Genomic DNA, 23,464 nt, shown 5'->3' on the forward strand with positions numbered 1-23,464 from the left:
ATTGGAGGGGTCTTAATGTCAAAAACACTTATTAAGAATGCTGAAATTGTAACGGTAAATGAGGAAAACGAGATTTTTTATGGCGATTTATTAATTGATAATGATCGGATTAGCCAAATCGATTCGCATATCCAGGACATAGACGTAGATAAAGTGATTGATGCAAGACATAAAACCGTCATTCCCGGTTTTATTCACACCCATATTCATTTATGTCAGACGCTATTCCGAGGACAAGGAGACGATTTGGAGTTACTTGATTGGCTGGAAAAACGGATTTGGCCATTGGAAGCATCTCATGACGAAGAATCCAGTTATTATTCAGCCATGTTAGGTATTGGAGAACTTATAAGAAGTGGGACAACGTCAGTCGTTGATATGGAAACGGTTCACCATGCCGACTCAGCTTTTCAAGCAATCGCGACGAGCGGTATAAGAGCATTAAGCGGAAAAGTCATGATGGATTATGGTGATGAAGTCCCTTTACTGCTACAGGAAAATACAGACACTTCAATTCAAGAAAGTGTGGATTTATTAGAAAAGTGGCATGGTCACGACAGCGGAAGAATACAATATGCCTTCTCACCTCGCTTTGTCGTATCGTGCTCGGAAGATTTACTAACCGAGGTGAGAGACCTTTCCTCGCATTATAATGTTCACGTTCACTCTCACGCAGCAGAAAACACTGGAGAGATTGAAATCGTTGAAAATAGAACAGGAATGAGGAATGTTGTTTATTTAGATCACATTGGCCTAGCTAATGAACGTTTGATTTTAGCGCATTGTGTTTGGTTAAATGACGAAGAAAAATCAATTATTAAAGATAGAGGGGTTAAAGTCAGCCATTGCCCCGGTTCCAATCTGAAATTGGCTTCAGGGATTGCAGATGTGCCTGATATGTTGGATAAACAATTACAGGTTAGTTTAGGCGCGGATGGAGCCCCTTGCAATAACAATTTAAATATGTTGAATGAAATGAGGTTGGCAGCCACGATACAAAAGCCAAAACATGGTCCAACGTCCATGAATGCCCAAGCAGTTCTGCGAATGGCAACGATTGAAGGGGCAAAAGCGGTAGGAATGGAAAATGAAATCGGGAGTTTGGAAGTCGGGAAAAAAGCCGATTTATCAATTCTAGATTTAAATGATTTCCACGTATACCCATCCTTTGACGTTGATCCGGTTTCACGAATTGTATATTCGGCTACAAGTTCAGACATAGAGACGACGTTTATAAATGGCACGCCTGTTATGGAGGGTAGAGTAATGAAAACCATGGACAAAAATATTGTCCTAAAGGAATCCAACAAATCAATTGATCGATTGCTAAAAAGAGTCCCGACGATTCAATATAGTTAAATGATCGAAAATATTTTTATCAAACCATAAAACTTTAATTTTCTGAAAGCCATTGACAAAAAAAGTACATTCCATTACGATTTATCTAAACAATATTAAATTTTAAAAAAGGAATCAATTTCAAATTATATTTGTCATTGGTTTCTTGTAACCAGTTTGGTTTCGTATTCCTTCTGTTCTACGGAATAAATATGAACCGTAACTCTGGGTCAACTCTCTGTTTAGTGACCTATTGTTGCGGTTCTTTTTTATAATTAAAAATTCCCTTTCGTATAACCTCAATAATTGGTTTGAGGGTATCTACAGGAAACCGTAAATTTCCACACTACGAAAGAGGGCTTCTTCCTGGAGTCCTTTTTCGTTTTTTTATGTTTTTAGCCATATTAATGAAGGAGGATTTTTAATGAAGCGCATTCGATTTTTTGTAAATGGCAAACAAAAAACAGTTGATTGTCCACCTGCAAAACCGCTTCTTGATGTATTGCGGGAGGATTTAGGATTGACAGGCAGTAAAGAATGTTGCGGTAAAGGCGAATGTGGATCGTGTTCAGTTTTTATAGGGAATGAAGTAATATGCTCCTGCCTCGTGTTGGTTGGTCAGATTGAAAATGAAAGTGTTATCACTATTGAAGAAATCGGGCTTACGGAAAACATGGACATTGTTCAAGAAGCATTTATAGAAGAAGGTGCGACACAGTGCGGTTATTGTACGCCAGGGATCATCGTTGCGGCTAAATCTTTTTTAAACGATATTGACCACGTTCCAACGGTCAATGAAATAAAAACTGCTCTTGGAGGAAATCTATGTCGCTGTACCGGTTATCAGAAAATTATCTCAGCCATTCAATCAGCGGCCAGAAACAAATTCGCTATATCCGGTGAAACATAATGGCAACTGGTGAGGATAACAGCTTAACCGCACTTGTATTAGCCGCTGGCCGTTCTCAACGAATGGGCACATTAAAAGCTGCCCTTCCCTGGAACGGAACAACGTTAATCAATTATCAAATCAATCAACTCCAAAACACCTTAATAAGTGAACTTATCGTTGTGACAGGTTATAAGAGTGAAGAAGTTGCTGAGATGATTAAACCTTCTCATGTAAAAATAGTCCATAACCATCGATTTCATGAAGGGAAAACTTCATCGATCCGAAAAGGAGTCAAGTCTATAAGCCCTGATTCAAAAGGAATTTTAATAAGCGCAGTTGACCAACCGGTTCCAAAACATACCATAGACTTCATGATCACTCATTTCAATAAAACAAATGCTTCCATTGTTGTTCCTGTATATCAACAAAAGCGCGGACACCCAGTATTATTCAGTACGCAACTAAAACACGAGTTGTTAAAAATCAATGAAGAAACACAAGGGTTACGGAACATTTTTCGAAAGTATAATCGTGATGTGTCGCCAATAGAAGTCTCAGACCCTAATGTTTTACTTAACCTCAATACACCCATCGACTTTCTTCATATGAAAGGAGAGAGAAAATGATTAAAACATCTGAAATGCAGGTTGTCTCACCAAAATCATTGAATGAATGTTTATATTTGCTTAATGATCAAGAAAAGAACAACCGGCTTATCGCAGGAGGAACAGACGCGGTCGTTCGTATGAAGGATAAAAAATGGACACCTGATAGTTGGATTAACATCAAAAGCATGAACGAACTTAGGTATATACGTGAAGATCCAAGCGGCATACATGTGGGTCCACTAACAACACACACCGACATTGTTAAGTCGAAACTATTGCAAGAGAAAGCTGATGTACTCACATTTGCAGCAAAAGAGGTCGGCGCAACCCAAATGCAAAACATGGGGACGTTAGGCGGAAATATTGGAAACGCTTCGCCTACCGGTGATACTATACCAGCCCTCTACGTGTTGGATGCTCGCATTGAATTACGTTCACTTGACGAAACAAGAACAATTCCAATTGAAGAATTTTTTCTTGGTCCGGGAAAAACCGTTATGGAAGCGAACGAAATCATTACAAATATCATTATCCGTCCTCAAGAGAAAAACGAAATGGGCATTTTTGAAAAACTTGGCCCTCGCAAGGCTCAGTCCATTTCCATCGTAAATTTTGCAGCATCCATCAGCATGGATAAGCAAACAAACCATTGCACATCCGGCAGATTGGCTTTCGGTTCAGTTGCCCCGACCATTATCCGTGCAAAAAAGTGTGAGTCAGTGCTTACATTAGACCGCTTTGATAAGGATATTATTCAAAATATTGCTAAAATCGCCTGGAAAGAAGTTGCCCCAATTTCTGACGTCCGCGCTTCGGCAAATTACAGGAGAGACATGGCCAGTGCATTGTTGGAAAGAGGATTACTTCGATTAATGAAAAGGTGGGAAAACAAATGAGCATTAGTGAAAAAGCAAATATTCCCAAGGAACGTTTTAACGATAAATATCAATGGATAGGGAAAAAAATCCCCCGTATCGACGGTCCTGAAAAGGTAACCGGTGAACTAAAATACATGACGGATGAAAGTTACTCTAACATGGTATGGGGAAAAGTTCTTCGGGCAGAGTACCCCCACGCCAAAATTAAAAACATCAAAACGGAAAAAGCAGAATCATTACCCGGGGTGATTTGTGTATTAACGTATAAAGATATTCCGGGATTTAACGGTTTTGGTATTGTGACCCCTGATCAGCCCGTCCTTTGTGAAGATGTTGTTCGATGTACAGCAGATGCTGTCGCACTCGTGGCGGCAGAAACAAACGAAATTGCGGATGAAGCACTCAATCTTATTCAAGTTGATTATGAACCATTGAAAGTTGTCGCTGATGCTGAATATGCCATGACCGATGAAGCACCTTCCCTCCATCCCGACGGAAATATACACAGCCACGTTAAAATCAAAAACGGAGATGTCGATCAGGCATTTAAAAATGCTGACTACATTTTCGAAAATACCTATTATTCCCCGCGGCAAATGCACGCGTTTATAGAAACCGAAGGTGGTTGGGGTTTGGTTAAAGAAGACGGAACGTTAAAAATTCAATGCCCTGGCCAATATGCATACAGAGACAGACTACAAGTTTCTCGAGCGCTTGGTATGAATCCGGAAAGTATTCATGTTATTTCCAGCCCTAATGGCGGTGGTTTTGGCGGCAAAGATGAAATTACTGTGCAAATCTATCTTGCTTTATTAGCCCTGCATACCGAAGGGCGACCTGTGAAAATTCATTTATCTCGCGAAGAGTCGGTTACAGCCGGTATGAAAAGACATCCTTTTAAAGTTCAAGTGAAAACAGCTGCAAACAAAGACGGAACAATTACTGCCAATCAAGTAAGAGCTGTTGCAGATACAGGGGCGTTTGCTTCTTTAGGACCGGCCGTCATATCATTAGCGGTCGAACATGCTTGTGGCCCTTATAAAATACCTAATGTTGATGTTGAAGGGTTTTGCGTATATACCAATAACGGGATCGCCGGTGCATTCCGAGGCTTTGGTGTTAATCAAGTATGTGTTGGCATTGAAACACATATCGATATGATCGCCGAAAAAATCAATATGGACCCAATTGAAATCAGAAAGAAAAACGCCTACCGTCAAGGCGAAATTTCGAGCGTAGGACATGTCGTTAAATCCAGTGTCGGTACACATGAAACGCTTGAGAAGGCTCAAAATTGTGACCTATGGACGAATCGAAATACCTATAAAAACCAACCGAGTGAGCCATGGAAAAAAAGAGGGGTTGCTATCGCGACGTCTTTTCACGGTGTTGGAATGGGACTTGACACGCCGGATTATGGCGCCGCCTCTATCGAACTGTTACACGATGGTCGTTTGAAAGTGGGCGTCGGGCCTGAAGAAATAGGTACCGGCAATGGTACCGTGTATGCTCAAGTTTGTGCTGAAATGCTCCATTGCGACATCGCCGACGTCTCTGTTATCCAAGGCGATACGTCTGAGACATTAGATAGCGGCACCATTTCTGCCTCACGATCCACGTATACCGGTTCAAGGGCAATAGCCACTACAGCACCGCTCATGATTGAACTACTTACGGAAACAGCGAGTGAAATGCTTAATATTCCGGCAAAAGATATGGATATTGAAGACTGCAATGTGATCCATAAAAATGATCATTCAATCCTTCTTGCCTTCACTGAAATCCATGATTATTTGTCTGTAAACAGAAAATCTACAAAAGTAAGTAGCCAGTTTTATCTTCCGAAAGAAAAAGAAGAAATCAAAGGTTCCGGAGGAGCCCCTCATCATATTTACGGTTACCAGACAAACGTTGTCATGGTCGAAGTGGATACCTTAACCGGAGAAACCGACGTTTTGCGGGTAGTGTCAATTCCCGACTGCGGAAGGGTTATGAATTTACAAGGTCTTGAGGGGCAATCCGAAGGTGGCGCCATAATGGGGATCGGTTATACCTTATATGAAGATGTCATTATTGAAGAAGGGTACCATAAAACAAGTAATTTAGGCGATTACATCATCCCAACCATAAGGGAAACCCCGGAGATCGAAACCATTCCTGTCGAAGCTCCGGAACCATCAAACCCATTCGGTGCTAAAGGTATCGGAGAGGTTGTTATGATTCCAATAATCCCTGCCATCATGTCTGCCATTTATGATGCAACCGGCGCAAGGGTAAGGCACTTGCCAGCGACCCCGGAACGTATTTTCAATGCAATGAAATCTGCCACAAAGTCAGTTCCGATGTCTTCGAGGTGATTGCATTGCTCAGTAACCAATTATATGAAAAGTTATCCCATTCACTGAGACAACAGCTTGACGTTGCATTACTGACGATAACGGACCATCCTAATGATCATTATATAGGATCCAAATCACTGCTGTGGCCAGACGGACAAATATTTGATGAGAATAATTATTCATACTGTTTTTCTAATCAGCTCATTTCATGCTGTCTCCCTTTGTTATTGGAACAAAAAACAAAAACCGTCACTTTTGAATGGGAGACTGATAACGTGGACTGCTATGTCGAAGTCTATCCCAGCCCTTCTCATTTAATTGTTGCTGGCGCCGGGCATGTTTCTGAGCCTGTTGAACAACTTGGACGAATGTTAGGGTTTTATGTCACTGTCATTGATGATCGACCTTCTTTTGCAAATCGTGAAAAATTTCCGGAAGCTAATGAGGTCATCTGCATGTCATATCTTGATTTTTTCAGTTCGGTACACATTACACCTAAAACCTTTATTTTGCTTCTTACCCGCGGGCACAAGTTCGATGTCATAAGTTTACAAGAACTACTGAAAAGAGAGGAGAAACTTACACCCCAAGAGCGCACGAGATATATAGGAATGATTGGCAGCAGAAGACGGATCGCCGGTGTATTTGAACAGCTAAAAAGTGAATTTAACAATCATCATTTTAAAAATATATATTCACCTGTTGGATTGGACATCGGCGCACAGTCTCCTGCTGAAATTGCTATCAGTATTATGGCGGAAATATTAAAAGTTCAAAATGGATCTCCAGGCCATTCACATCGAGAGAAAATTAACTACGAAAAACTAAAATTTTATGAAAGGAATCGAAAATGAATCATATAGAGTTTTTCGAAACAGTTATGTCCCTCCGTGAGCAAGGACAACAAGCGGCTATCGCTACCATCATTCGAGTAAAAGGCTCCACCCCGCGAAAAACAGGGACAAAAATGATCATTTATCCCGATTATAAACTATATGGAACAATTGGAGGTGGTTGCGGTGAAGGCGAAGTGATCGAAAAAGCAATTCATGTGATCAAAACAGGTCGTCCCCAACAGCACAAAGTAGACCTTACGGAAGGACTTTTCTATGAAGATGGGGGGATTTGCGGCGGTATTATGGATGTATTTATTGAACCGATACTTTCGATTAAATCTATCTCCATGAAATGAACCAAACAACATTTAAGAGGGTGAACAAAAAGTGAGCTCAAACTTAGAAACTCCAATTAAAAAAAGCAAACCACCGAAAGGCAATAAAATTGAACAATACTTTGGTTTTAATGAAAAAAATACTAATTTCAAAACAGAAACCATTGGTGGACTCACAACCTTTATGGCCATGTCTTATATATTGTTCGTTAACACGGCTATTCTAAGCGATGCAGGAATGGATGAAGGAGCTGTGTTTGTTGCTACCGGGCTAACAGCAGCTATTTCGTGTATTATTATGGCGTTGTGGGCCAACTATCCGATCGGCTTAGCTCCCGGGATGGGATTAAACGCTTTTTTTGCATATACGGTCGTAATAGGTATGGGCATCCCATGGGAAACTGCTCTTTCCGGGATGCTGGTAGCGGGAGTTATCTTCTTGGCCTTAACCTTAACCGGTTTAAGAGAGAAAGTTATTGATGCTATCCCCCCTCAACTAAAAGATGCTACCGTAGCAGGCATCGGAATATATATCGCCTTTATAGGATTACAGAATGCAGGTGTTGTAGCCGGAGATGAAGAGACGTTGGTAACACTTAGTTCCATTACTTCACCCGCCACTTTACTGGCTATGTTCGGCCTGATAGTAACGGCTATAATGCTCGTACGTGGTGTTAATGCCGCTATCTTTTTTGGAATGATCATTACATCTCTTGTTGGAGTAATCACTGGATTGATCCCTATCCCTTCTCAAGTGATTTCTACCCTACCGAGTTTGGCTCCTACTTTTGGAGTTGCGATTGCCGAATTGCCAAATATTCTTCAACCGGAAATATTCACGGTGGTTTTCACTGTACTATTTGTGAACTTCTTTGATGCAACAGGCACAATAATCGCAGTTGCTAAAAAAGCAGGATTCTTGAAAGATGATAAATTGCCCAGGGCCAAACAAGCATTGGGAGCAGACGCTATCGCGTCAGTTGTTGGATCTATTCTGGGAACATCCAACACTAATTCTTATATTGAATCTGCTTCCGGTGTTGCGGCGGGTGCCCGCACGGGATTTGCTTCTTTAATAACGGCCCTTTGCTTTTTCCTATTCTTGTTCCTGTCCCCGCTTTTGGAAGTTGTTACTAATTCTGTAACAGCTCCTGCATTAATTATTGTTGGGGTTTTAATGGCATCTTCTTTAGGATCTATTAAATGGGACCAAATGGAATATGCCATACCTGCTTTTATCACAGCCATTGCAATGCCGTTGACTTACAGTATTGCCAATGGGATTGCCTTAGGCTTTATCGCTTACCCAATCTTAAAAATTGTTAAAGGAGAATACAAAGATCTTCATCCTATCATGTACCTGTTGCTAATTACTTTTATCGCATATTTTATTTGGTTAGCTTAGACAAGCCGTATTTCCACAAAATCAAGGTGTTTTCAGACGACCATGGATCATGCACAGGGAAAATACCCCTGTGCATTTTATCGATTTTCGTTCATTAACTGACAGTCACTTGTTTCTCAACGGGGTTAACAATTGTCCCCGTTTGCCCTTGCAAGGCCTCTTCTGCCTTATCCAACGCACAGATGATGGAGGTGCCGCCTGTTTTGGCGAAAGACAGTGCAGCCTCAACTTTTGGTCCCATGCTTCCTTTACTAAAGTGTCCTTCTTCGATATATTTTTCCAATTCATCAACAGTAAGATTTTCTAACGCCTTCTCATCGGCTTTTCCGTAGTTTACATAAACATGGTCAATATCCGTTAAAACCATAAATACATCCGCTTCGATCTCTTCTGCCAGCTTACATCCGCTGCGGTCTTTATCAATAACAGCCTCGATCCCTACATCGGCATCCGTGCTTTTGCATATGACCGGTATTCCCCCTCCACCACCGGCAATGACTATGTTACCGTTTTCGGACAACTCCCGAATCGTGTCAGCTCCCAAAATGCGTAGCGGTTTCGGCGAGGGGACTACTCTTCGCCATCCCCGATTGGCATCCTTTTTCATCTTCCAACGGTTGGAGACTTGTAATTGTTTGGCTTCCTCTTCTGTATAAAAAGTACCAACCGGTTTACTCGGATCGAGATAATCTTCATCTTCGCTAGATACCTGCACCCTTGTCATCATACTAACGACGGAGACAGTTAGATGATTTTGTTTCAACTCATTTAAGAGCGATTGTTCAATCATGTACCCGATAAACCCTTGCGTTTGTGCATTAAGCACATCTAACGGGAACGGGGGCACAACATTTTGTGCCTCTTCGTTTTGTTGTAATAACCTACCGACTTGCGGACCATTTCCGTGTGTTATCACTAACCGATAGCCCTGTTTCACCAATAGACTTAAAAATTTGCAACTCTTCTTTATATTGTTTAATTGATTGATATAGGTTGGCTCTTCATCGGCTTGCTGAATAGCATTGCCCCCCAGTGCAACAACAACCGTTTTACTCATATCTATCTTTCACCCCTTTACTCTTTTGGCCCCTAACAACATACCTATTAATGTATCCATGCCTGATGTGTATCCAATCTTTTTCATCTCATGAACGGCAGCCAAGCATTCGAATTTTGACTCTTTTATAAGGCTTTTGCACATATTGATGACGTGTGAATGATATTTTTTCTCTGCGGCATACCACAAATATTCATAGCCGATATTTGTCGTCCGGTTGTGCCCTTTTTCTTGCAGGTAGGATTTCAATTGTTCGAGAAATATTGCATTCGAATAGCCAAGGGCGTCCATTGCAGCGCATGTCCCGACGAGGAGGTCGTCCCCGCTAGGCGTCAATCCTTGCCCTCTTCCGATCCAAAAATTAAACATGGTGTCTGGGTCCGTATATTTATTTTCAAATGCCATTGCTTCCAATTCGTGTAGTTTTTTTAGCATTGGATCGACCATATCGCTTGAAGAAGATTGAAGCATATCATGTAGAATGGCTTCTTTATTTATCTCAGTGAAGCCAAGCTGTCCTCTTTCTTCAAATAGACTGGATATTAAATGATCTATATTATTGGTCACGTTTTCTCGCTCATAGCTATAAGCCGGCATTGTATGATCTGTTACTTGCACTTGGTGCATCCAAAGGCGCGCCTCTTGAAAAATAAATTGGTTCGTATTGAAGCGAACAGGTTGCCCACTGTATATTTTCTTTAGGAGGTGATTCAGCTCCCATGGTTCAATCCCGATACTAAAGGGGGCCAATCCTTCATCCACGCTACCGACATGGACGAGGCGATCCCCGAATTGCAAATTAAGGCTATTGTTAAAAACGCTGTGCACCTTCCCGTCGACTTGCTTTTCAATCAATGAGCAGGCGTCAGCACTGGCGACAAGAGCTGATGTTTCCATCATTATTCGTCAGCTGAAACGCCGTATCGTTCAGCAAGCGCTTCCAATGCCTTTTCAAAGCATGCAATCGGCACTCGTACCGTCCCGGCCCCTATTTGTCCGACGCCTGCATTTTTGTGCGCCATCCCTGTATTAATCACCGGCGTAATCCCGGTTTCCACAACTTTACGAATGTCAATGCCTAGGGGCGCTCCTTTGAAATCCCAAGAAGGAATCGGGAAAATCGGATGATGATCAATGCAAATTTCCTGCATTTCTTCCGTCGTAGCCACGGCGTCGTCAAAACCGCCCGCTCCGACGAACCGCATCACAGCCGGTGCAGCGATTACAGCCATCCCGCCCACGCCAAATGCTTCTACAATCGCGCTGTCACCCATATCCGGGCTGGCATCTTCCGAGGAAAATCCGCTAAAGTACAGACCATCAGGTGTGTTAACCGGCGCTGTAAACCATTGATCACCCATCCCACTTACTTTGATGCCAAATTCATATCCGTTTCGGCTCAAAGCAGTTACAACACTGCCCGCTTCCACGCTTCGTGCCGCGTCCATCACTGCTTTACAAGAAGCCATCATAATATTAAGGAAAAACTGATCGGTATCGGCCAAAAATTGCGTAACTTCTTGGACTTCTTTTTCCGGCAAACCTACTTGCAGCAAGTACGGAACAATCTCTTTTAAAAATAAAGCAGAAGCAGCGATGTTTCGTTGATGAAATTCATCACCCATAGCGATCGCTTTAGCAGCAAGAACGTTTACATTTATACCGCCATCTATTTGTCGGAGCGCCCGAGACAATGTTGGGTGCAACACATCTTTCATCCATTGCAAGCGATCGATAACCTCTTTGTTGTAAGCCCCAAAACGCAACACTTTGCCAATGCCTTCATTTAAGTTACAGTAGGCATGATTTCCGTCCATTCGGTTTTCAACGACAAGGACCGGCATATTGGCAGAAGTTATCCCCCCATCGGTCCGACTGCATCAACAGCGTGACACGAAAGAAATTCGATTTCCCCTCCGGCCAACATTTTTTCAGCCTCTTCGTTATCGTCCGCCCACCCTTCAAACAAAGCAGCTCCGATACAGGATCCTTGCATTGGGTTTGTCATATCATCCCATTGAAGCGGAGGACCGGCATGTAACAACACTTTTTTATTTAAATCAGATATAACATCTTTTGCCAGTTTAACATCGACCAAAAATGGTTGGGCTGCTTTTACTTTGTTAATCACTGCTTCATTTGCTTCAGCAATCGTCTGATAGCTCATCTTTTAACTCCTTATTTCTAAAATTTAACGAGGAAAAGGTGCTTCAGCATTATTTCAGTTTTGCCAACAATGATGCTAGACGCTGATTCCCTCCTGCTACAGGCGCCCAATTAAATTGCACGACTTCTCCCTTTTGTTCATGGACGGTTTCAGCAAAACTTTGTAACCCAATATTTACAATCCGCGGTTTTTCTGAAATTAATTTCTCTGCAGGTGTGGAATCAACAGTCACTGCCGTTTCTTCATCACTCGGAGACAAGCTGGATTCTAATTCTTCCATTATTGTTATCGCCAATTGTATTGCAGCGGCATTGCTGTTTCTCACAAGCACGCCGGCGTTTTCCAACTTTTTGACTTGCTCTTCATATACTTGCGGATCTTTGTGGGTCCCTGTTACAGAAGCAATAAAAATAATGGCTTTTCCTTGCTCTTGAGCTTTGATCTTTTCTTCTTCGATTACATCTGCGAATACACCAGCCATATCTACATGTCCACCGTATCCGATAACATTATCCAGCAAAATGATAGCTGTCTCGGGCTCACTTGCAGCTTTTTTTACTTTTTCAATTCTCATCGTCGGGTCGATCATCGGATGGGGGCGATTTTTCGTGAACGTATCATCACCCAAATCCACAATTTCACTGCCATTGTCTTGGAACATGATGCCATTTGCATGATTGCCGTCATCTTCCAACCGGGATTCATCACGCAAGATCATCGCTGCTTCCAAAGCCAACGTTCCACCACAGAAATACCCTTTTAACTGACGTTGGCCTGGCTCGGCTTTCACTCGCCCGATTTCCGATTGAACATCCTCGTTTAAAGATTGATTCGCCAGTTCCACTGCTTTTAAAGCTGCCTGCTCTAGCGTCCATGTGTAATGTACATTGTCATGGTCTTCCGCCGGTTTTTCTCCCATGAAAAGAGCAACAACTGGTTTAGCAAGTGTTGTAAACATTTTAACGACTTTATCTCGCACTTCGGGGGCGGGTGGTTTTGAAACATAGACGAGCACTTCAGTATGTGGATCTTGTGCAAGCAAATTCAAACCGTCAATGGTTGTAATTGCTCCAACTTCAGAAGACAAGTCCCTTCCTCCGGTCCCGATCGCGTGTGTCAGCCCTCCACCGGTACGGGAGATAATACTGGTAATCTCCTGAATCCCTGTGCCTGATGCCCCGACAACGCCGATATTTCCCGGATTGACCACATTTGCGAATGCAATCGGAATATCACTGAAAATTCCCGTTCCGCAATCGGGACCCATTACGATAAGTCCACGCTCGTGCGCTTTTTGTTTTAATCGAACTTCATCATCGATTCCTACATTATCGCTAAATATAAAAACATTTAATCCTTCATCGAGCGCTTTATCTGCTTCTTCGGCCACATATTCTCCTGCAATGGATAGCACTGCTAAATTGGCATTCGGCAGTTTCTTTATTGATGTATCCCAGCTGCGTGCATGCGGTATCATGATCTTGCTCGATTGTGCTCGCTGATTTTTCAAGTAGTCATCAATTTCAGTAATGATGACGCTCTTAACTTTTTTATTGTCAATATCCATTACAATACATAGGTCATTCGGATCTGCGGTACCAAGTTCTTCTGTATATAATCCAGCACCTTTGAAAATATCTTTGTTTGCCGGCGTCCCCATCATCACGGATATTTGATTCACATCGGATCTGGTGTTTAATTGCTCCGACAACAGCATTAAGTTCACCGAATCCTGATATAAATTTTTCTTAATGACTGTATAAAGCATTGTTTTCTCTCCCATGATCTTCGATTAATCTTTATGTTTGTTATCAAAGTCCGGCTTTTTTCCAAACTTCAAAGGGATATTGTTTCACATGTCTTGGTTTCACCGTTTTAAAAGAAATATCCCTATTTTCGTTTCGTTTAGCTACTTGCTCATAAATATACGGCGAAGCCAAGTCGTATGCAGCAGCTTCTTCGAGGGAATAGGCGACATAAACATTCTTAATATCCGCTAAATAAATGGCTCCCAGACACATTGGACAGGGCTCTCCGCTGGCATACAGGTCACACCCGGCCAAACTTTCGCTCTGAAGCTTCTTTGCCGCTTCCCTTATCGCAAGGAGTTCTGCGTGAGCCGTTGGATCGTTTCCACTTCTAGCCTCATTGGCTTCCTCACTAATGATTTCCCCATTTTTTACGATGACTGCCCCAAATGGTGTATTGCCATGCTCGACTGTATCGCATGCTAAACGTATGACTACTTCCATAAATTTTTCTTGCAAACATTTCAACCTCCCTATTTGCCGCCTATATATAATGTAAGTGTTTTCTCTCTATATTTCATTGTTCATATAAACTAAAAAATCATTGATTTTTTATTCAACTTTAACGTTAGAAACCTTGGCTTTTCGGCAGGCTTGTGAAAGCATTGCAAAAAAGCTCCCTTGTCATTAGGGAGCTTTTTCTTACCTTCATTTCACGTATCATTAAAAGCAACGTTTTTTATAGTTTTGCATCTCGATTGCAATCTTTGGAATACACATAGGAAAACGGTTCTCTGCCTACACCATAGCATGCTTGCAGGACGTAGGGGCCGAACCAAATGTAATCATCCTTTTTGACAGGAATCCATTCATTGTCTAAATTATACATCCCCTCACCCGATAATAAGAAAGCACCATGCTCCTGTACATGTGTTTCAATAAACGGGTGGCTTCCTGCCGGATCAAACGTTAAAATATGAAAATTCATATCAAAAACGACATCTGTAGGCAATAGATCTTTCAAGCGGACATTTTCCATATCTTGATAGATCTCACCTTTGATTTCATTCGCGTGCCCGGAGACTACCCACGGCTCGCCATAACCGTCAAGCGGTTCATATTTTTGCTTGTAAAGCGCCAAACGCGCATCCTCGCTTTGCATATTCTCTAAATACATCTTTTTACCCGGCGGGCAATACAAATAGCCGCTTTCAGTTAGCGTAAAAGCCTCGTCGTCCGTATGGGCTTTTATTTTCCCCTCTATCACATAAACAAATGTCTCGACGCCTTCTTCTCCGAATCCCCGCGTATTTTTTCCGCCTTCATGCATGGTGACTTTATAGTCAACGAAACTCGCGCCCAGCTTCGGAGAAGCTAAAATCGAAATCTCGCAGTTTTCAAATCCCGGGATTACATTGTCTACCAGCCCTTGCGGCGGAATAAGTGCGAATTTTCCCGGTCTTATTATCGCTCGGCTAGATAGTAAATCTGATGGATAACTCATGGTTAACCCCACTTTCCTTGTTTATTTCGATACGGCTTTTTTGGTTAGGTATGAAAGTATAAATCAACTTTCTTACCTACATAAGTGCAACTAAGGCTTTCGCCATAAAAGCTTGGCGAAAAGCCGAGTTTTCTAATTTAACGACAATTCTTTTGTATACCCCAGATCATAAATGGCGCCTGTCAATGCTTTTATGCCTTCGACCAAATCTTTCGGCTTCGTATATTCTTGCGGGTTATGACTGATGCCGTCCCGACTGGGGACAAAGAGCATAGCCGTTGGTATGTTTTGTGCAAAAACTTGCGCATCATGGCCCGCGCCGCTATGCATAAGCTTGTACAATAATTGCTGATTGTCGCATTGCTGTTTAATAATATCGACTACTGCCGGATCCATCGGCACCGGAGGTTCATCCATCCACATGTCAATATCGATCTCTACGCCGATATGGCTTGCCGTTGTTCGTAAGTTTGCCGTCATTTCATCCGTGAAATCTTGGAGTTCTTTTTCATTGATATGCCTTGCATCAATCGAGAAAATAACTTTTCCCGACACAACGTTGACGGTGCCCGGTTGGGCTTGTATCTCCCCAACCGTTGCTACAAGTGGGTCGCCATAAGACAACGCGAGATCATTTACGCCATAGATCATACGGGCCGCTGCGTTCATCGCATCCCTTCGATATCCCATTGGGGTTGTTCCGGCGTGATTGGCTTGACCGGTAACCTCAACGATGAATCGGCGTTGCCCAACGATATGCTGGACGATACCGATCGGAATTTCTTCGGTTTCCAAGACATTGCCTTGTTCAATGTGCAGTTCAATAAATGCTTTTAGATCATCACGCACGTTTTCCCGGTTTTTTTTATATCCGAAGCCCGCTTTATTCATCGCTTCTTCAAATGATTCACCATTGGCGTCTTTTATTCCTTTTATATCCTCTTGCTTGGCCTGACCGGCGATATATTTGGAACCCCACATACTATAAGGGAAACGGCTACCTTCTTCTTCTGCCATGGAAACTACTTCGATGTTGCGAACCGGTTGTCCATATGTCTGTTGTAAATGTTTTAAAGCGAAAAAGCCAGCAATAACACCTAGCTGCCCGTCATAATAACCGCCATTTTTCACGGTGTCGATATGAGAGCCGGTTAAAATCGTCTCGTTCGTATACTCGGTCCCATTGAGTCGGGCAAATAAATTTCCAACTTCATCAAATTCGGTATGGAACCCTTCATCTTCGAACAATTTCTTTAATGCAAGTTGCGCTTCCAACCATGTTTCACTGTATACAAGTCTTGTAACCCCGCCATTCTCGCTGTCTTTTCCAAACTGGGCGAGCCAATTAATTTTTTCCACGATGTCTTGTGCCCATTGAACATCCATCCTTTACAGCTCCTTCTACATTAAGCTTCATTTTTAACGAGAGGGTTGCCCGGACAGCTCACAAATGATTGATAGATCGTCACTCGTCTTCTGCACGAGCCGCCTTTGACTGTGCAAACTCGCGTAAGGCGGGGTGGCGATCAAATAGCCTGTGTACGGAATCATTGCTAACGCTTTCATCATCTCCGGCCAATTGATCGTTCCATCGAATGTATTTACGAAATCCTTGATCGATGGTTTATAATCTTTCACATGCATTACCACGATCCGATCGCCCAAAAGAGAAATGAAATGTTCCGGATGTCCCATAACCATGGCATTTCCGTTGTCAAAATATGCCTGGACGGACGGATGATTAATGTCTTTCAGAAAATGGGTAAATTCCAATGGGCTCGGTAAAAATTTATTGCAAACATTCTCGATGGCGATCGTTATCCCGGAAGAAGCCGCTTCCTCCCCCAAACGATATAAGGAATCTTTCGCCCGCTCATAAGCATCTTCATACGGTTCATCAGGGGTGACAACACCCGGTACGACTTGAATGATCGGCACTTCCATCTCTACCGCCAATTGTATCATCCGAGACGCAATGTCTTCCCCTTGCTTGCGTACCGCACGGTCACCGGAAGCAAGCGAATAAACGTTAAACAAGCCGGTCGATAATGTCGGTATATCAATCCCATGAGCGTTCGCTCGCCGCACGATATTTCTTGCCTCAGACGGCGTCGTCCGGAGCGTTAAGTCGCCTTGATCTTCCCTTACATTTAGTTCCACTCCTGAAAACCCGGCTTCCCCAGCCTCTTTCAGAAACGTTTCCGTGCTCCATTCCGGAATGAAAACAGCATCACTAAGCCCCTTCTTCATTATATCCCCCCTTAATAATTACTGATAAATATGATAATCTTTATGATTTAACAGCTGCTTTTTCCTCGGCTGCATAGGTTCCCAAAGCGGCTTGTACAGCCTCGCCGCGGTTTACCGTCACACCATGTTGAATCATAACCGCCTCAAACGCCCCGAGCGTGTGGAGGATATTAGTTTTTCGGCAACTGTTCCCCATATTTCCGATTCTCATTACTCTCCCCTTAAAAGGTCCGAAGGAGCCGGCAATTTCAATCCCGAATTCGTTCAACAACGTAGAACGAACATTTGCCTCGTCCACGTCTTCAGGCGCATTGATCAAGGTCACGACCGGCATTTTATGTTCGCCGTTCCCTCGTAACTCGACACCCATGGCTTCAAGACCGGCGACCAGTGCTTTGCCATGTAGGTGATGACGCTTAATGCGCGCTTCAAGGCCTTCTTCCTGAATGATACGCAAGCCTTCACGCAAACCGTACAGCATTGAGGTTGCTAACGTATGGTGATTTAGTCTGTTCCCTGACGTCCAATAATCCTGAATTTGACTCAAATCCAAATAATTGCTTTGGATTTGACGGCTATTTTCCGAATCAGGAGACAATCCGCGCTCAATTTTCTTGCGTTCCAGTAAAATATTTTCAACCCGTTCATTGTAAGTGATCGGCGCCATCCCAGATGGCACGGCAAGACATTTTTGCGTCCCGGTAATCGCGGCATCAATGTTCCATTCATCTGTTTTAAATTCAACCCCGCCTATGGTCGCGACACCATCAACAACAAACAGACTGCCGTTTTCCCGACAAAAGGCACCGATTTCTTTTAACGGTTGCATCTGCCCGGTAGATGTTTCACCATGGACTATTGCAACAATTTTCGGATTGATCGCTTTTATTTTTGCTTTGACTTCCTCGGGAGCGAACACTTCGCCCCACGCTTTTTCCATCGTGTGCACTTCGGCATCGCAACGACTCGCAATTTCAGCAATCAGATAGCCGAACCGTCCGTAAATCGGCACGAGCACTTTATCTCCGGGCTCAATGATGCTGCACAGGACCGCTTCAATGCCGGATCTGGATGTCCCGTTGATCGGGAATGCCCGCCGATTTTCCGTTTGAAATAAGTAACGGAGCAGATCAACCGTTTCATCCATAATATTTAAGAATTCCGGATCAAATTGCCCGATCACCGGCGTTGATAAAGCTCGAAGGACACGCGGATCGGCTTCTACCGGCCCCGGCGTCATAATCGTGCGTAATGGTGTTGTCAAATCAGTATAAGTCACGATAAAATCTCCCTTCTTCTGTAAATAAGCTCATTCCAAGAAAAACGATTCGCTTCTTGTTTATAATATAAAGATTTTTTCGTCTAAGGTCATTGTTAAAAGAAGCTGAAAAATGTTTCGTTTATTGTTTATTTTATATAATTGCACATAAAAATGTTCGATCAAAAAAAGATCCGCATCCAACGGATCTTCGATTAAACGTTCACTTTATCAAAGCTCGGCTTTCACAGCTTCCAGCGCCGCGTTGTAATCAGGATAATGTGTCATTTCCGGGACATATTCTACGTATGTAACAATATCGTCAGCGTTGACAACAAACACAGCCCTGCATTCTAAACGCTTTTCTTTGATATATGTGCCATACGCTTTTCCAAATGACATTTCACGATGATCGGACAGCGTCAATACACGGTCAATGTCTTGCGCCCCGCACCACCTTTTTTGAGCAAACGGCAAATCCGCACTGATCGTAAGCACCTCGACGTTACTGCCAAATGCCGAGGCTTCCTCGTTGAAGCGCCGAGTTTCCTGATCACACGTCGGGGTATCCAATGAGGGTACCGTTGCTATTAGGCGGATCTTTCCCTTTGTGTCTGAAAGTGTATGTTCCGATTGATCTGTCATCAGAACGGTAAAATCAGGTGCTTCATCCTCGGGTCGGATTTCAGGTCCAATGAGCGTCACCGGGTTCCCTTTCATCGTTACGGCATTTTCACGTTCTTGTAGCATAATTACGCCTCCCTTTTTTATGGTTTCCCCCGTCTTGGCATCTGTCACATTTCCGGAGACAACGTTTTCCCTCTCGGCTGCCCGACAATACCTTCTTCAATATCATAGATCACATGTCCCCGAAGGATCGTTTTCGTGACACGACACCCTATCGTCCTCCCGGTATACGCACTAAATTTATTTTTGTAATAAAGGTCTTTTTCATGAAGCGTGTAGGATTGATTTGGATTAAGCAAAAAGATATCTGCATCTTTGGATACTGCGATTTCGCCTTTGTTCGGAATTTGAAATCGCGCGGCCGGGACGCCGGCAATCAACGCTGCAAATCGCTCGATTGGCATTTTCCGCTGTTTAACAGCTAAATCAAACATAATGTCCACGTTGTTTTGGCAACCGCTAATCCCTCCCCATGCCTCAAACATATCCTTTCCTTCTTTTAAATCCGGCGTACAGGGAGAATGATCGGACGTCAGCCAGTCGATCTTCCCGTCGAGCAACGCCTTCCATAGTTTCTCTTGCTCCTCTGCCTCTCTTAACGGCGGCGAACATTTAGCTTTCGGACCAATTTCGGCGAGGTCATCAGCATTAAGTGCAAAATAATGCGTACAAGATTCAAGCGTTACATCCACGCCATTCCGACGCGCGTTCAAAATCGCGTCAACGGCATCGGCACTGCTAATATGGACAAAGTGCAATCGACACCCCGTCTCTTTAGCAAACAACAACGTTCGTTGAACAGCTTCTACCTCTGTAACGACCGGACGTGTTTCCACATAGTCTCTCGCGGTCGTTTTCCCCTGACGGATTTTTTCTTCCGCGAGTTTATCGGTAATAGAGGCGTTTTCGGCGTGGATACATAGGATTTGATCCAATGTCGCTAAATGTTTCATCCCTTCATAGAGCGTGTAATCATCAACGTTTGCGAAATCTCCTTCCATCCCGGACCCACACGAAGCGATAAAACATTTGAATGCAAAAACACCGGCATCGTTTAAATCCTTTAGATCGTCCATATTATCCGGAACAAGTCCACCGTAAAATCCATAATCGACGTAGTTTTGGTTTTTAGCAGCTTCCAGTTTGAGTTCCAGAGCCTCTTGATTGGTAGTCGCGGGTAGCGCGTTCAGAGGCATCTCTACATAACTTGTGGTCCCACCTGCCGCAAGTGCTTTTGAGCCCGTTTCAAACCCTTCCCACGCCGTACGTCCCGGTTCCGAGATATGAACATGAGTATCGATCATTCCGGGCAGCACATACTGTCCGGAAGCATCAATGACCTCTTTTGATTGCTCTTCTATATGTTCAGCAATACAAGTTATTTTCTCATCTTTTATTCCGATATCTACGCGACGGACACCACTGCTCAAAACGACATGCCCGCCTTTAATGACTACATCATACGCCACTTGTCTATTCTCCTTTCTACATGCCGAAAAACTTATATAACGCTACATTATCTATTAAATCGACCAAAATCATTATATCATTTAACTAAAATTTATAAATATTTTTGTTCAAAATGTTTGGTTTTTTCATTATCAAATGTTCTAATAACTTTAGAAAACTTATTCCGCACATCATTGAAATTTTATAGTCATTTTTGACAATATAGATTATAATATTTAGCCAATGATTATAATGACAGACTTATTTGACAGCGCTATCATAATGGACATATTTACACTCTAGTGTATATCTTTTTAAGGAGGTCAGGTGTACTATGACGCAACAAACCCTTAACGACATTAACGACATGTCACGTGAAATTTTCATCGGTACCCTTGGTAAGATTTATGAGCATTCCCCTTGGGTCGCCGAACGTTCTTTAACCTCACGTCCGTTTTCATCATTGGATGATCTTCACGAAACGATGAAAAAAACTGTCCAGTCAGCAAATAAAAAAGAAAAACTTACGCTATTGCGTGCCCATCCGGATTTGGCCGGGCGAGTGGAACTAACAACATCCTCACAAAAAGAGCAATCTGGGGCGGGTTTGGATCAACTTTCTCAAGAGGAGTATGAAAATTTTCTTGCATTGAATCGCAGATACACCGAAAAGTTCAATTTCCCGTTCATCATGGCTGTAAAAGGACACTCCAAGGACAGTATTTATCATTCCATGATGGAAAGAGTTGAAAACGATTACGACAGGGAATATGAAACAGCTCTAAATGAAATCTACAAAATTGCACGTTTTCGTTTGGAAGATGCAATCAAACCCTAGAGGCGGATGTGAGAAATATGACCAGTAGAGAGTGATTTATTACGATAAAAATAATCATTTTTAACAATATAGATTATAAAATTTAGCCAATGGTTATAATGACAGACTTATTTGACAGCGCTATCATAATGGACATATTTACATACTGTTGTTTATCTTTTTAAGGAGGTGACGGAAATCATCGTAAAATAACCGCAAAACAAGCAAATCTTATAATGGCACCTCAATGAAAGCTAGTAAGGTCTGGGTGCACGATGACACAACAAATCCTTAGTAAGATTCACGATCCTTATTCTAACGTCCGTTTACCTCATTGAGCGATCTGCAAGAAACGATGATTCAAACAGTCGATCAGCAAATAGGACGTTATTTACCACCTCATGACAATATGAAACAGCTAAAATCTATAAAATTGCGCTTTTTCGTTTAGAAGATGCAATCAAATCCTAAAGGAGAGGGTCAGAAATGAGAACAGTAGAAGAAAAAGTCATGTTCGTTGATGAAGAAAAAACCGCGGACGACAGAGTGATGTATTACGGCAAAGGGGATGTATTTGTTTTTCGCACATACGCTACCCCGCTTACAAATATTACAAAAATTCCCGAATCGGATTTTACGGGACGGGAAAATGTTATCTTCGGCATGAACATTCAAGTTTCTTTCCGAGGGGAAAAGTTTTTGCCCTCTTTTACAGAGGGAGATAACAGCATGGTCGTCGCTACAGACTCGATGAAAAATTTCATCTTGGCGCATGCTGCCAAATATGAAGGCGCTACCATGGAAGGTTTTTTACAATTTGTAGGCGAACGTTTCCTTGAAAAGTATAATCATATTGAAGCAGTTGAATTGAGCAGTGACGAGATCCCTTATGACACCGTAAAAATTCATGACGGTTCCGGCATCGTTGAAAGCGATCTTGTCTACAATTGCTCACGGAATGAATATAGCACGGCTTCCGTTGAAGTAACACGAACGGATGAAGGTTATAAGCTCACAAAACAAACCGGTGGCATATCTGATTTACACCTCATTAAAGTGAGCGGTAGTTCTTTTTACGGCTATATTCAAGATGAATATACGCAGCTCCCGGAAACGTCGGATCGCCCTCTGTTCATCTTTTTAGACCTGAGCTGGATCTATCAGGATATGAAAGATGGCACAGGAGACAACCCGGAACGTTACGTTGCTGCAGAACAAGTACGGGACATTGCGGTTACCGTATTTCATGAACTATACAATAATTCCATTCAACACCTCATTAACGAGATCGGGTTGCGTGTGCTTCAAAGGTTCCCGCAATTGGACCAAATCCGTTTCAAAACGAACAATCGCACTTGGGAACCAGTCATTCAAGACATTGAAGGTTCTAAGGGCCAGGTTCATACCGAACCCCGACCTCCATATGGATTCCAAGGATTTACCGTGACGAGAAAAGACCTTGAAAATAAGGGGAATAAATAATGGCCGGACATTTAACAACGCATGTGTTGGATATTTCCGCGAGTATTCCAGCACAGGGACTGACGATTGAGTTGTGGCGCTTGAGCTCCACGAGTGACCGAACGCATGTGAAAACCGTAGTGACCAATGACGATGGCCGAGTGGACAACCCCCTTTTGGCGGACGACGATATGCAACAAGGAACCTATGAACTAGTCTTTCACGCCGGTGATTATTTCAAAAAGCGTGACGTAACGACTGATCATCCGCCTTTTCTAAATGATGTGCCTGTACGTTTCAATGTTGCGGACAGCGACGCTCATTATCATGTGCCTTTATTAGTTGCTCCCGGTGGCTATAGTACGTATAGGGGGAGCTAGTAAATAGAGGGACAAGGGGTCACCTTACGACTAAAAGGTGATCTCCTAATTACAG

At 42.8% G+C, this 23,464-nt stretch carries 21 protein-coding genes, 1 pseudogene and 1 riboswitch; of the genes and pseudogenes, 11 read left to right on the forward strand and 11 right to left on the reverse strand.

Annotated elements, in window-relative coordinates; translation table 11 throughout:
- Nucleotides 1–15 precede the first annotated feature (15 nt).
- The 8 genes from HUG15_RS17625 to HUG15_RS17660 all read left to right on the forward strand — a co-directional run bounded on the left by HUG15_RS17625 (nucleotide 16) and on the right by HUG15_RS17660 (nucleotide 8,631).
- Nucleotides 16–1,359: a 5'-deoxyadenosine deaminase gene (locus HUG15_RS17625; RefSeq protein ID WP_200124338.1), complete on the forward strand. Its 1,344-nt coding sequence runs from the start codon at nucleotides 16–18 to the stop codon at nucleotides 1,357–1,359.
- 248 nt (nucleotides 1,360–1,607) lie between these two features.
- A riboswitch (purine riboswitch) is annotated at nucleotides 1,608–1,707 on the forward strand.
- Between the two features lie 55 nt (nucleotides 1,708–1,762).
- Nucleotides 1,763–2,248 carry a (2Fe-2S)-binding protein gene (locus HUG15_RS17630; RefSeq protein ID WP_200124339.1) on the forward strand — a complete coding sequence of 162 codons (486 nt, stop codon included), beginning with the start codon at nucleotides 1,763–1,765 and terminating at the stop codon, nucleotides 2,246–2,248.
- Nucleotides 2,248–2,856 carry a nucleotidyltransferase family protein gene (locus HUG15_RS17635; RefSeq protein WP_200124340.1) on the forward strand — a complete coding sequence of 203 codons (609 nt, stop codon included), beginning with the start codon at nucleotides 2,248–2,250 and terminating at the stop codon, nucleotides 2,854–2,856. The genes HUG15_RS17630 and HUG15_RS17635 overlap by 1 nt, the downstream gene beginning before the upstream one ends.
- A complete protein-coding gene (locus tag HUG15_RS17640; protein WP_246516387.1) occupies nucleotides 2,853–3,734 on the forward strand; it encodes an FAD binding domain-containing protein in 882 nt (293 codons plus the stop codon). The genes HUG15_RS17635 and HUG15_RS17640 overlap by 4 nt, the downstream gene beginning before the upstream one ends.
- Nucleotides 3,731–6,073 carry a xanthine dehydrogenase family protein molybdopterin-binding subunit gene (locus HUG15_RS17645; protein ID WP_200124341.1) on the forward strand — a complete coding sequence of 781 codons (2,343 nt, stop codon included), beginning with the start codon at nucleotides 3,731–3,733 and terminating at the stop codon, nucleotides 6,071–6,073. Before HUG15_RS17640 ends, HUG15_RS17645 begins: the two co-directional genes overlap by 4 nt.
- A 5-nt stretch (nucleotides 6,074–6,078) precedes the next feature.
- On the forward strand, nucleotides 6,079–6,909 hold the full coding sequence (locus HUG15_RS17650) for an XdhC family protein (protein ID WP_200129036.1): 831 nt from the start codon (nucleotides 6,079–6,081) through the stop codon (nucleotides 6,907–6,909).
- The gene (locus HUG15_RS17655) at nucleotides 6,906–7,247 is read left to right on the forward strand and encodes an XdhC family protein (RefSeq protein ID WP_200124342.1); all 342 of its coding nucleotides are present in this window, start codon (nucleotides 6,906–6,908) and stop codon (nucleotides 7,245–7,247) included. The genes HUG15_RS17650 and HUG15_RS17655 overlap by 4 nt, the downstream gene beginning before the upstream one ends.
- An 88-nt stretch (nucleotides 7,248–7,335) precedes the next feature.
- A complete protein-coding gene (locus HUG15_RS17660) occupies nucleotides 7,336–8,631 on the forward strand; it encodes an NCS2 family permease (protein WP_200129037.1) in 1,296 nt (431 codons plus the stop codon).
- A gap of 94 nt (nucleotides 8,632–8,725) precedes the next feature.
- On the opposite strand, the gene arcC is transcribed toward HUG15_RS17660, so the two are convergent.
- The 11 genes and pseudogenes from arcC to allB form a co-directional block, all read right to left on the reverse strand.
- Entirely contained in the window at nucleotides 8,726–9,688 is a 963-nt protein-coding gene (arcC, locus tag HUG15_RS17665) for a carbamate kinase (protein ID WP_200124343.1), read from the reverse strand.
- 9 nt (nucleotides 9,689–9,697) lie between these two features.
- Nucleotides 9,698–10,588: an oxamate carbamoyltransferase subunit AllH family protein gene (locus HUG15_RS17670; RefSeq protein WP_211202258.1), complete on the reverse strand. Its 891-nt coding sequence runs from the start codon at nucleotides 10,586–10,588 to the stop codon at nucleotides 9,698–9,700.
- Nucleotides 10,588–11,855: pseudogene (locus tag HUG15_RS17675) on the reverse strand (YlbE family protein). The gene HUG15_RS17670 and the pseudogene HUG15_RS17675 overlap by 1 nt, the downstream one beginning before the upstream one ends.
- A 49-nt stretch (nucleotides 11,856–11,904) precedes the next feature.
- Nucleotides 11,905–13,623 (reverse strand): acyl-CoA synthetase FdrA, encoded by a 1,719-nt coding sequence (gene fdrA, locus HUG15_RS17680; RefSeq protein ID WP_200124345.1) that lies wholly within the window; start codon nucleotides 13,621–13,623, stop codon nucleotides 11,905–11,907.
- 43 nt (nucleotides 13,624–13,666) lie between these two features.
- Nucleotides 13,667–14,122 carry a nucleoside deaminase gene (locus HUG15_RS17685; RefSeq protein ID WP_200124346.1) on the reverse strand — a complete coding sequence of 152 codons (456 nt, stop codon included), beginning with the start codon at nucleotides 14,120–14,122 and terminating at the stop codon, nucleotides 13,667–13,669.
- A gap of 220 nt (nucleotides 14,123–14,342) precedes the next feature.
- On the reverse strand, nucleotides 14,343–15,107 hold the full coding sequence (allE, locus tag HUG15_RS17690) for a (S)-ureidoglycine aminohydrolase (protein WP_200124347.1): 765 nt from the start codon (nucleotides 15,105–15,107) through the stop codon (nucleotides 14,343–14,345).
- Between the two features lie 132 nt (nucleotides 15,108–15,239).
- Nucleotides 15,240–16,493, reverse strand: a complete 1,254-nt coding sequence (gene allC / locus HUG15_RS17695) for an allantoate deiminase (protein ID WP_200124348.1) — start codon at nucleotides 16,491–16,493, stop codon at nucleotides 15,240–15,242.
- Between the two features lie 33 nt (nucleotides 16,494–16,526).
- Nucleotides 16,527–17,357 (reverse strand): sugar phosphate isomerase/epimerase family protein, encoded by an 831-nt coding sequence (locus HUG15_RS17700; RefSeq protein WP_200124349.1) that lies wholly within the window; start codon nucleotides 17,355–17,357, stop codon nucleotides 16,527–16,529.
- Between the two features lie 40 nt (nucleotides 17,358–17,397).
- Nucleotides 17,398–18,636 carry a pyridoxal-phosphate-dependent aminotransferase family protein gene (locus HUG15_RS17705; RefSeq protein ID WP_281393551.1) on the reverse strand — a complete coding sequence of 413 codons (1,239 nt, stop codon included), beginning with the start codon at nucleotides 18,634–18,636 and terminating at the stop codon, nucleotides 17,398–17,400.
- A gap of 210 nt (nucleotides 18,637–18,846) precedes the next feature.
- Nucleotides 18,847–19,365, reverse strand: coding sequence for a thiol peroxidase (gene tpx, locus HUG15_RS17710; protein ID WP_200124350.1), 519 nt, complete (start codon nucleotides 19,363–19,365; stop codon nucleotides 18,847–18,849).
- 44 nt (nucleotides 19,366–19,409) lie between these two features.
- Complete coding sequence (gene allB, locus HUG15_RS17715; protein ID WP_200124351.1) at nucleotides 19,410–20,771, reverse strand: allantoinase AllB; 1,362 nt, start codon at nucleotides 20,769–20,771, stop codon at nucleotides 19,410–19,412.
- Nucleotides 20,772–21,085: 314 nt separating this feature from the next.
- On the opposite strand from allB, the gene uraD reads away from it, so the two are divergent.
- From uraD to uraH, 3 genes are all read left to right on the forward strand, one after another.
- On the forward strand, nucleotides 21,086–21,589 hold the full coding sequence (gene uraD / locus HUG15_RS17720) for a 2-oxo-4-hydroxy-4-carboxy-5-ureidoimidazoline decarboxylase (protein WP_200124352.1): 504 nt from the start codon (nucleotides 21,086–21,088) through the stop codon (nucleotides 21,587–21,589).
- 465 nt (nucleotides 21,590–22,054) lie between these two features.
- A complete protein-coding gene (pucL, locus tag HUG15_RS17725; protein WP_246516388.1) occupies nucleotides 22,055–23,050 on the forward strand; it encodes a factor-independent urate hydroxylase in 996 nt (331 codons plus the stop codon).
- Nucleotides 23,050–23,409: a hydroxyisourate hydrolase gene (uraH, locus tag HUG15_RS17730; protein ID WP_200124353.1), complete on the forward strand. Its 360-nt coding sequence runs from the start codon at nucleotides 23,050–23,052 to the stop codon at nucleotides 23,407–23,409. Before pucL ends, uraH begins: the two co-directional genes overlap by 1 nt.
- Nucleotides 23,410–23,464: the final 55 nt, after the last annotated feature.

Origin of the sequence: Salicibibacter cibarius, assembly GCF_016495725.1 — a bacterium.
GTDB lineage: Bacteria > Bacillota > Bacilli > Bacillales > Marinococcaceae > Salicibibacter > Salicibibacter cibarius.

Bases quoted from the DNA above. Each gene is read 5' to 3' on its own strand.
- HUG15_RS17625 (WP_200124338.1), top strand. From the start codon at position 16: ATGTCAAAAACACTTATTAAGAATGCTGAAATTGTAACGGTAAATGAG.
- arcC (WP_200124343.1), bottom strand. From the start codon at position 9,688: ATGAGTAAAACGGTTGTTGTTGCACTGGGGGGCAATGCTATTCAGCAA.
- HUG15_RS17635 (WP_200124340.1), top strand. From the start codon at position 2,248: ATGGCAACTGGTGAGGATAACAGCTTAACCGCACTTGTATTAGCCGCT.
- HUG15_RS17670 (WP_211202258.1), bottom strand. From the start codon at position 10,588: ATGATGGAAACATCAGCTCTTGTCGCCAGTGCTGACGCCTGCTCATTG.
- uraH (WP_200124353.1), top strand. From the start codon at position 23,050: ATGGCCGGACATTTAACAACGCATGTGTTGGATATTTCCGCGAGTATT.
- fdrA (WP_200124345.1), bottom strand. From the start codon at position 13,623: ATGCTTTATACAGTCATTAAGAAAAATTTATATCAGGATTCGGTGAAC.
- allE (WP_200124347.1), bottom strand. From the start codon at position 15,107: ATGAGTTATCCATCAGATTTACTATCTAGCCGAGCGATAATAAGACCG.
- HUG15_RS17700 (WP_200124349.1), bottom strand. From the start codon at position 17,357: ATGAAGAAGGGGCTTAGTGATGCTGTTTTCATTCCGGAATGGAGCACG.
- HUG15_RS17655 (WP_200124342.1), top strand. From the start codon at position 6,906: ATGAATCATATAGAGTTTTTCGAAACAGTTATGTCCCTCCGTGAGCAA.
- HUG15_RS17640 (WP_246516387.1), top strand. From the start codon at position 2,853: ATGATTAAAACATCTGAAATGCAGGTTGTCTCACCAAAATCATTGAAT.
- HUG15_RS17645 (WP_200124341.1), top strand. From the start codon at position 3,731: ATGAGCATTAGTGAAAAAGCAAATATTCCCAAGGAACGTTTTAACGAT.
- uraD (WP_200124352.1), top strand. From the start codon at position 21,086: ATGACGCAACAAACCCTTAACGACATTAACGACATGTCACGTGAAATT.
- allC (WP_200124348.1), bottom strand. From the start codon at position 16,493: ATGGATGTTCAATGGGCACAAGACATCGTGGAAAAAATTAATTGGCTC.
- pucL (WP_246516388.1), top strand. From the start codon at position 22,055: ATGAGAACAGTAGAAGAAAAAGTCATGTTCGTTGATGAAGAAAAAACC.
- HUG15_RS17630 (WP_200124339.1), top strand. From the start codon at position 1,763: ATGAAGCGCATTCGATTTTTTGTAAATGGCAAACAAAAAACAGTTGAT.
- tpx (WP_200124350.1), bottom strand. From the start codon at position 19,365: ATGCTACAAGAACGTGAAAATGCCGTAACGATGAAAGGGAACCCGGTG.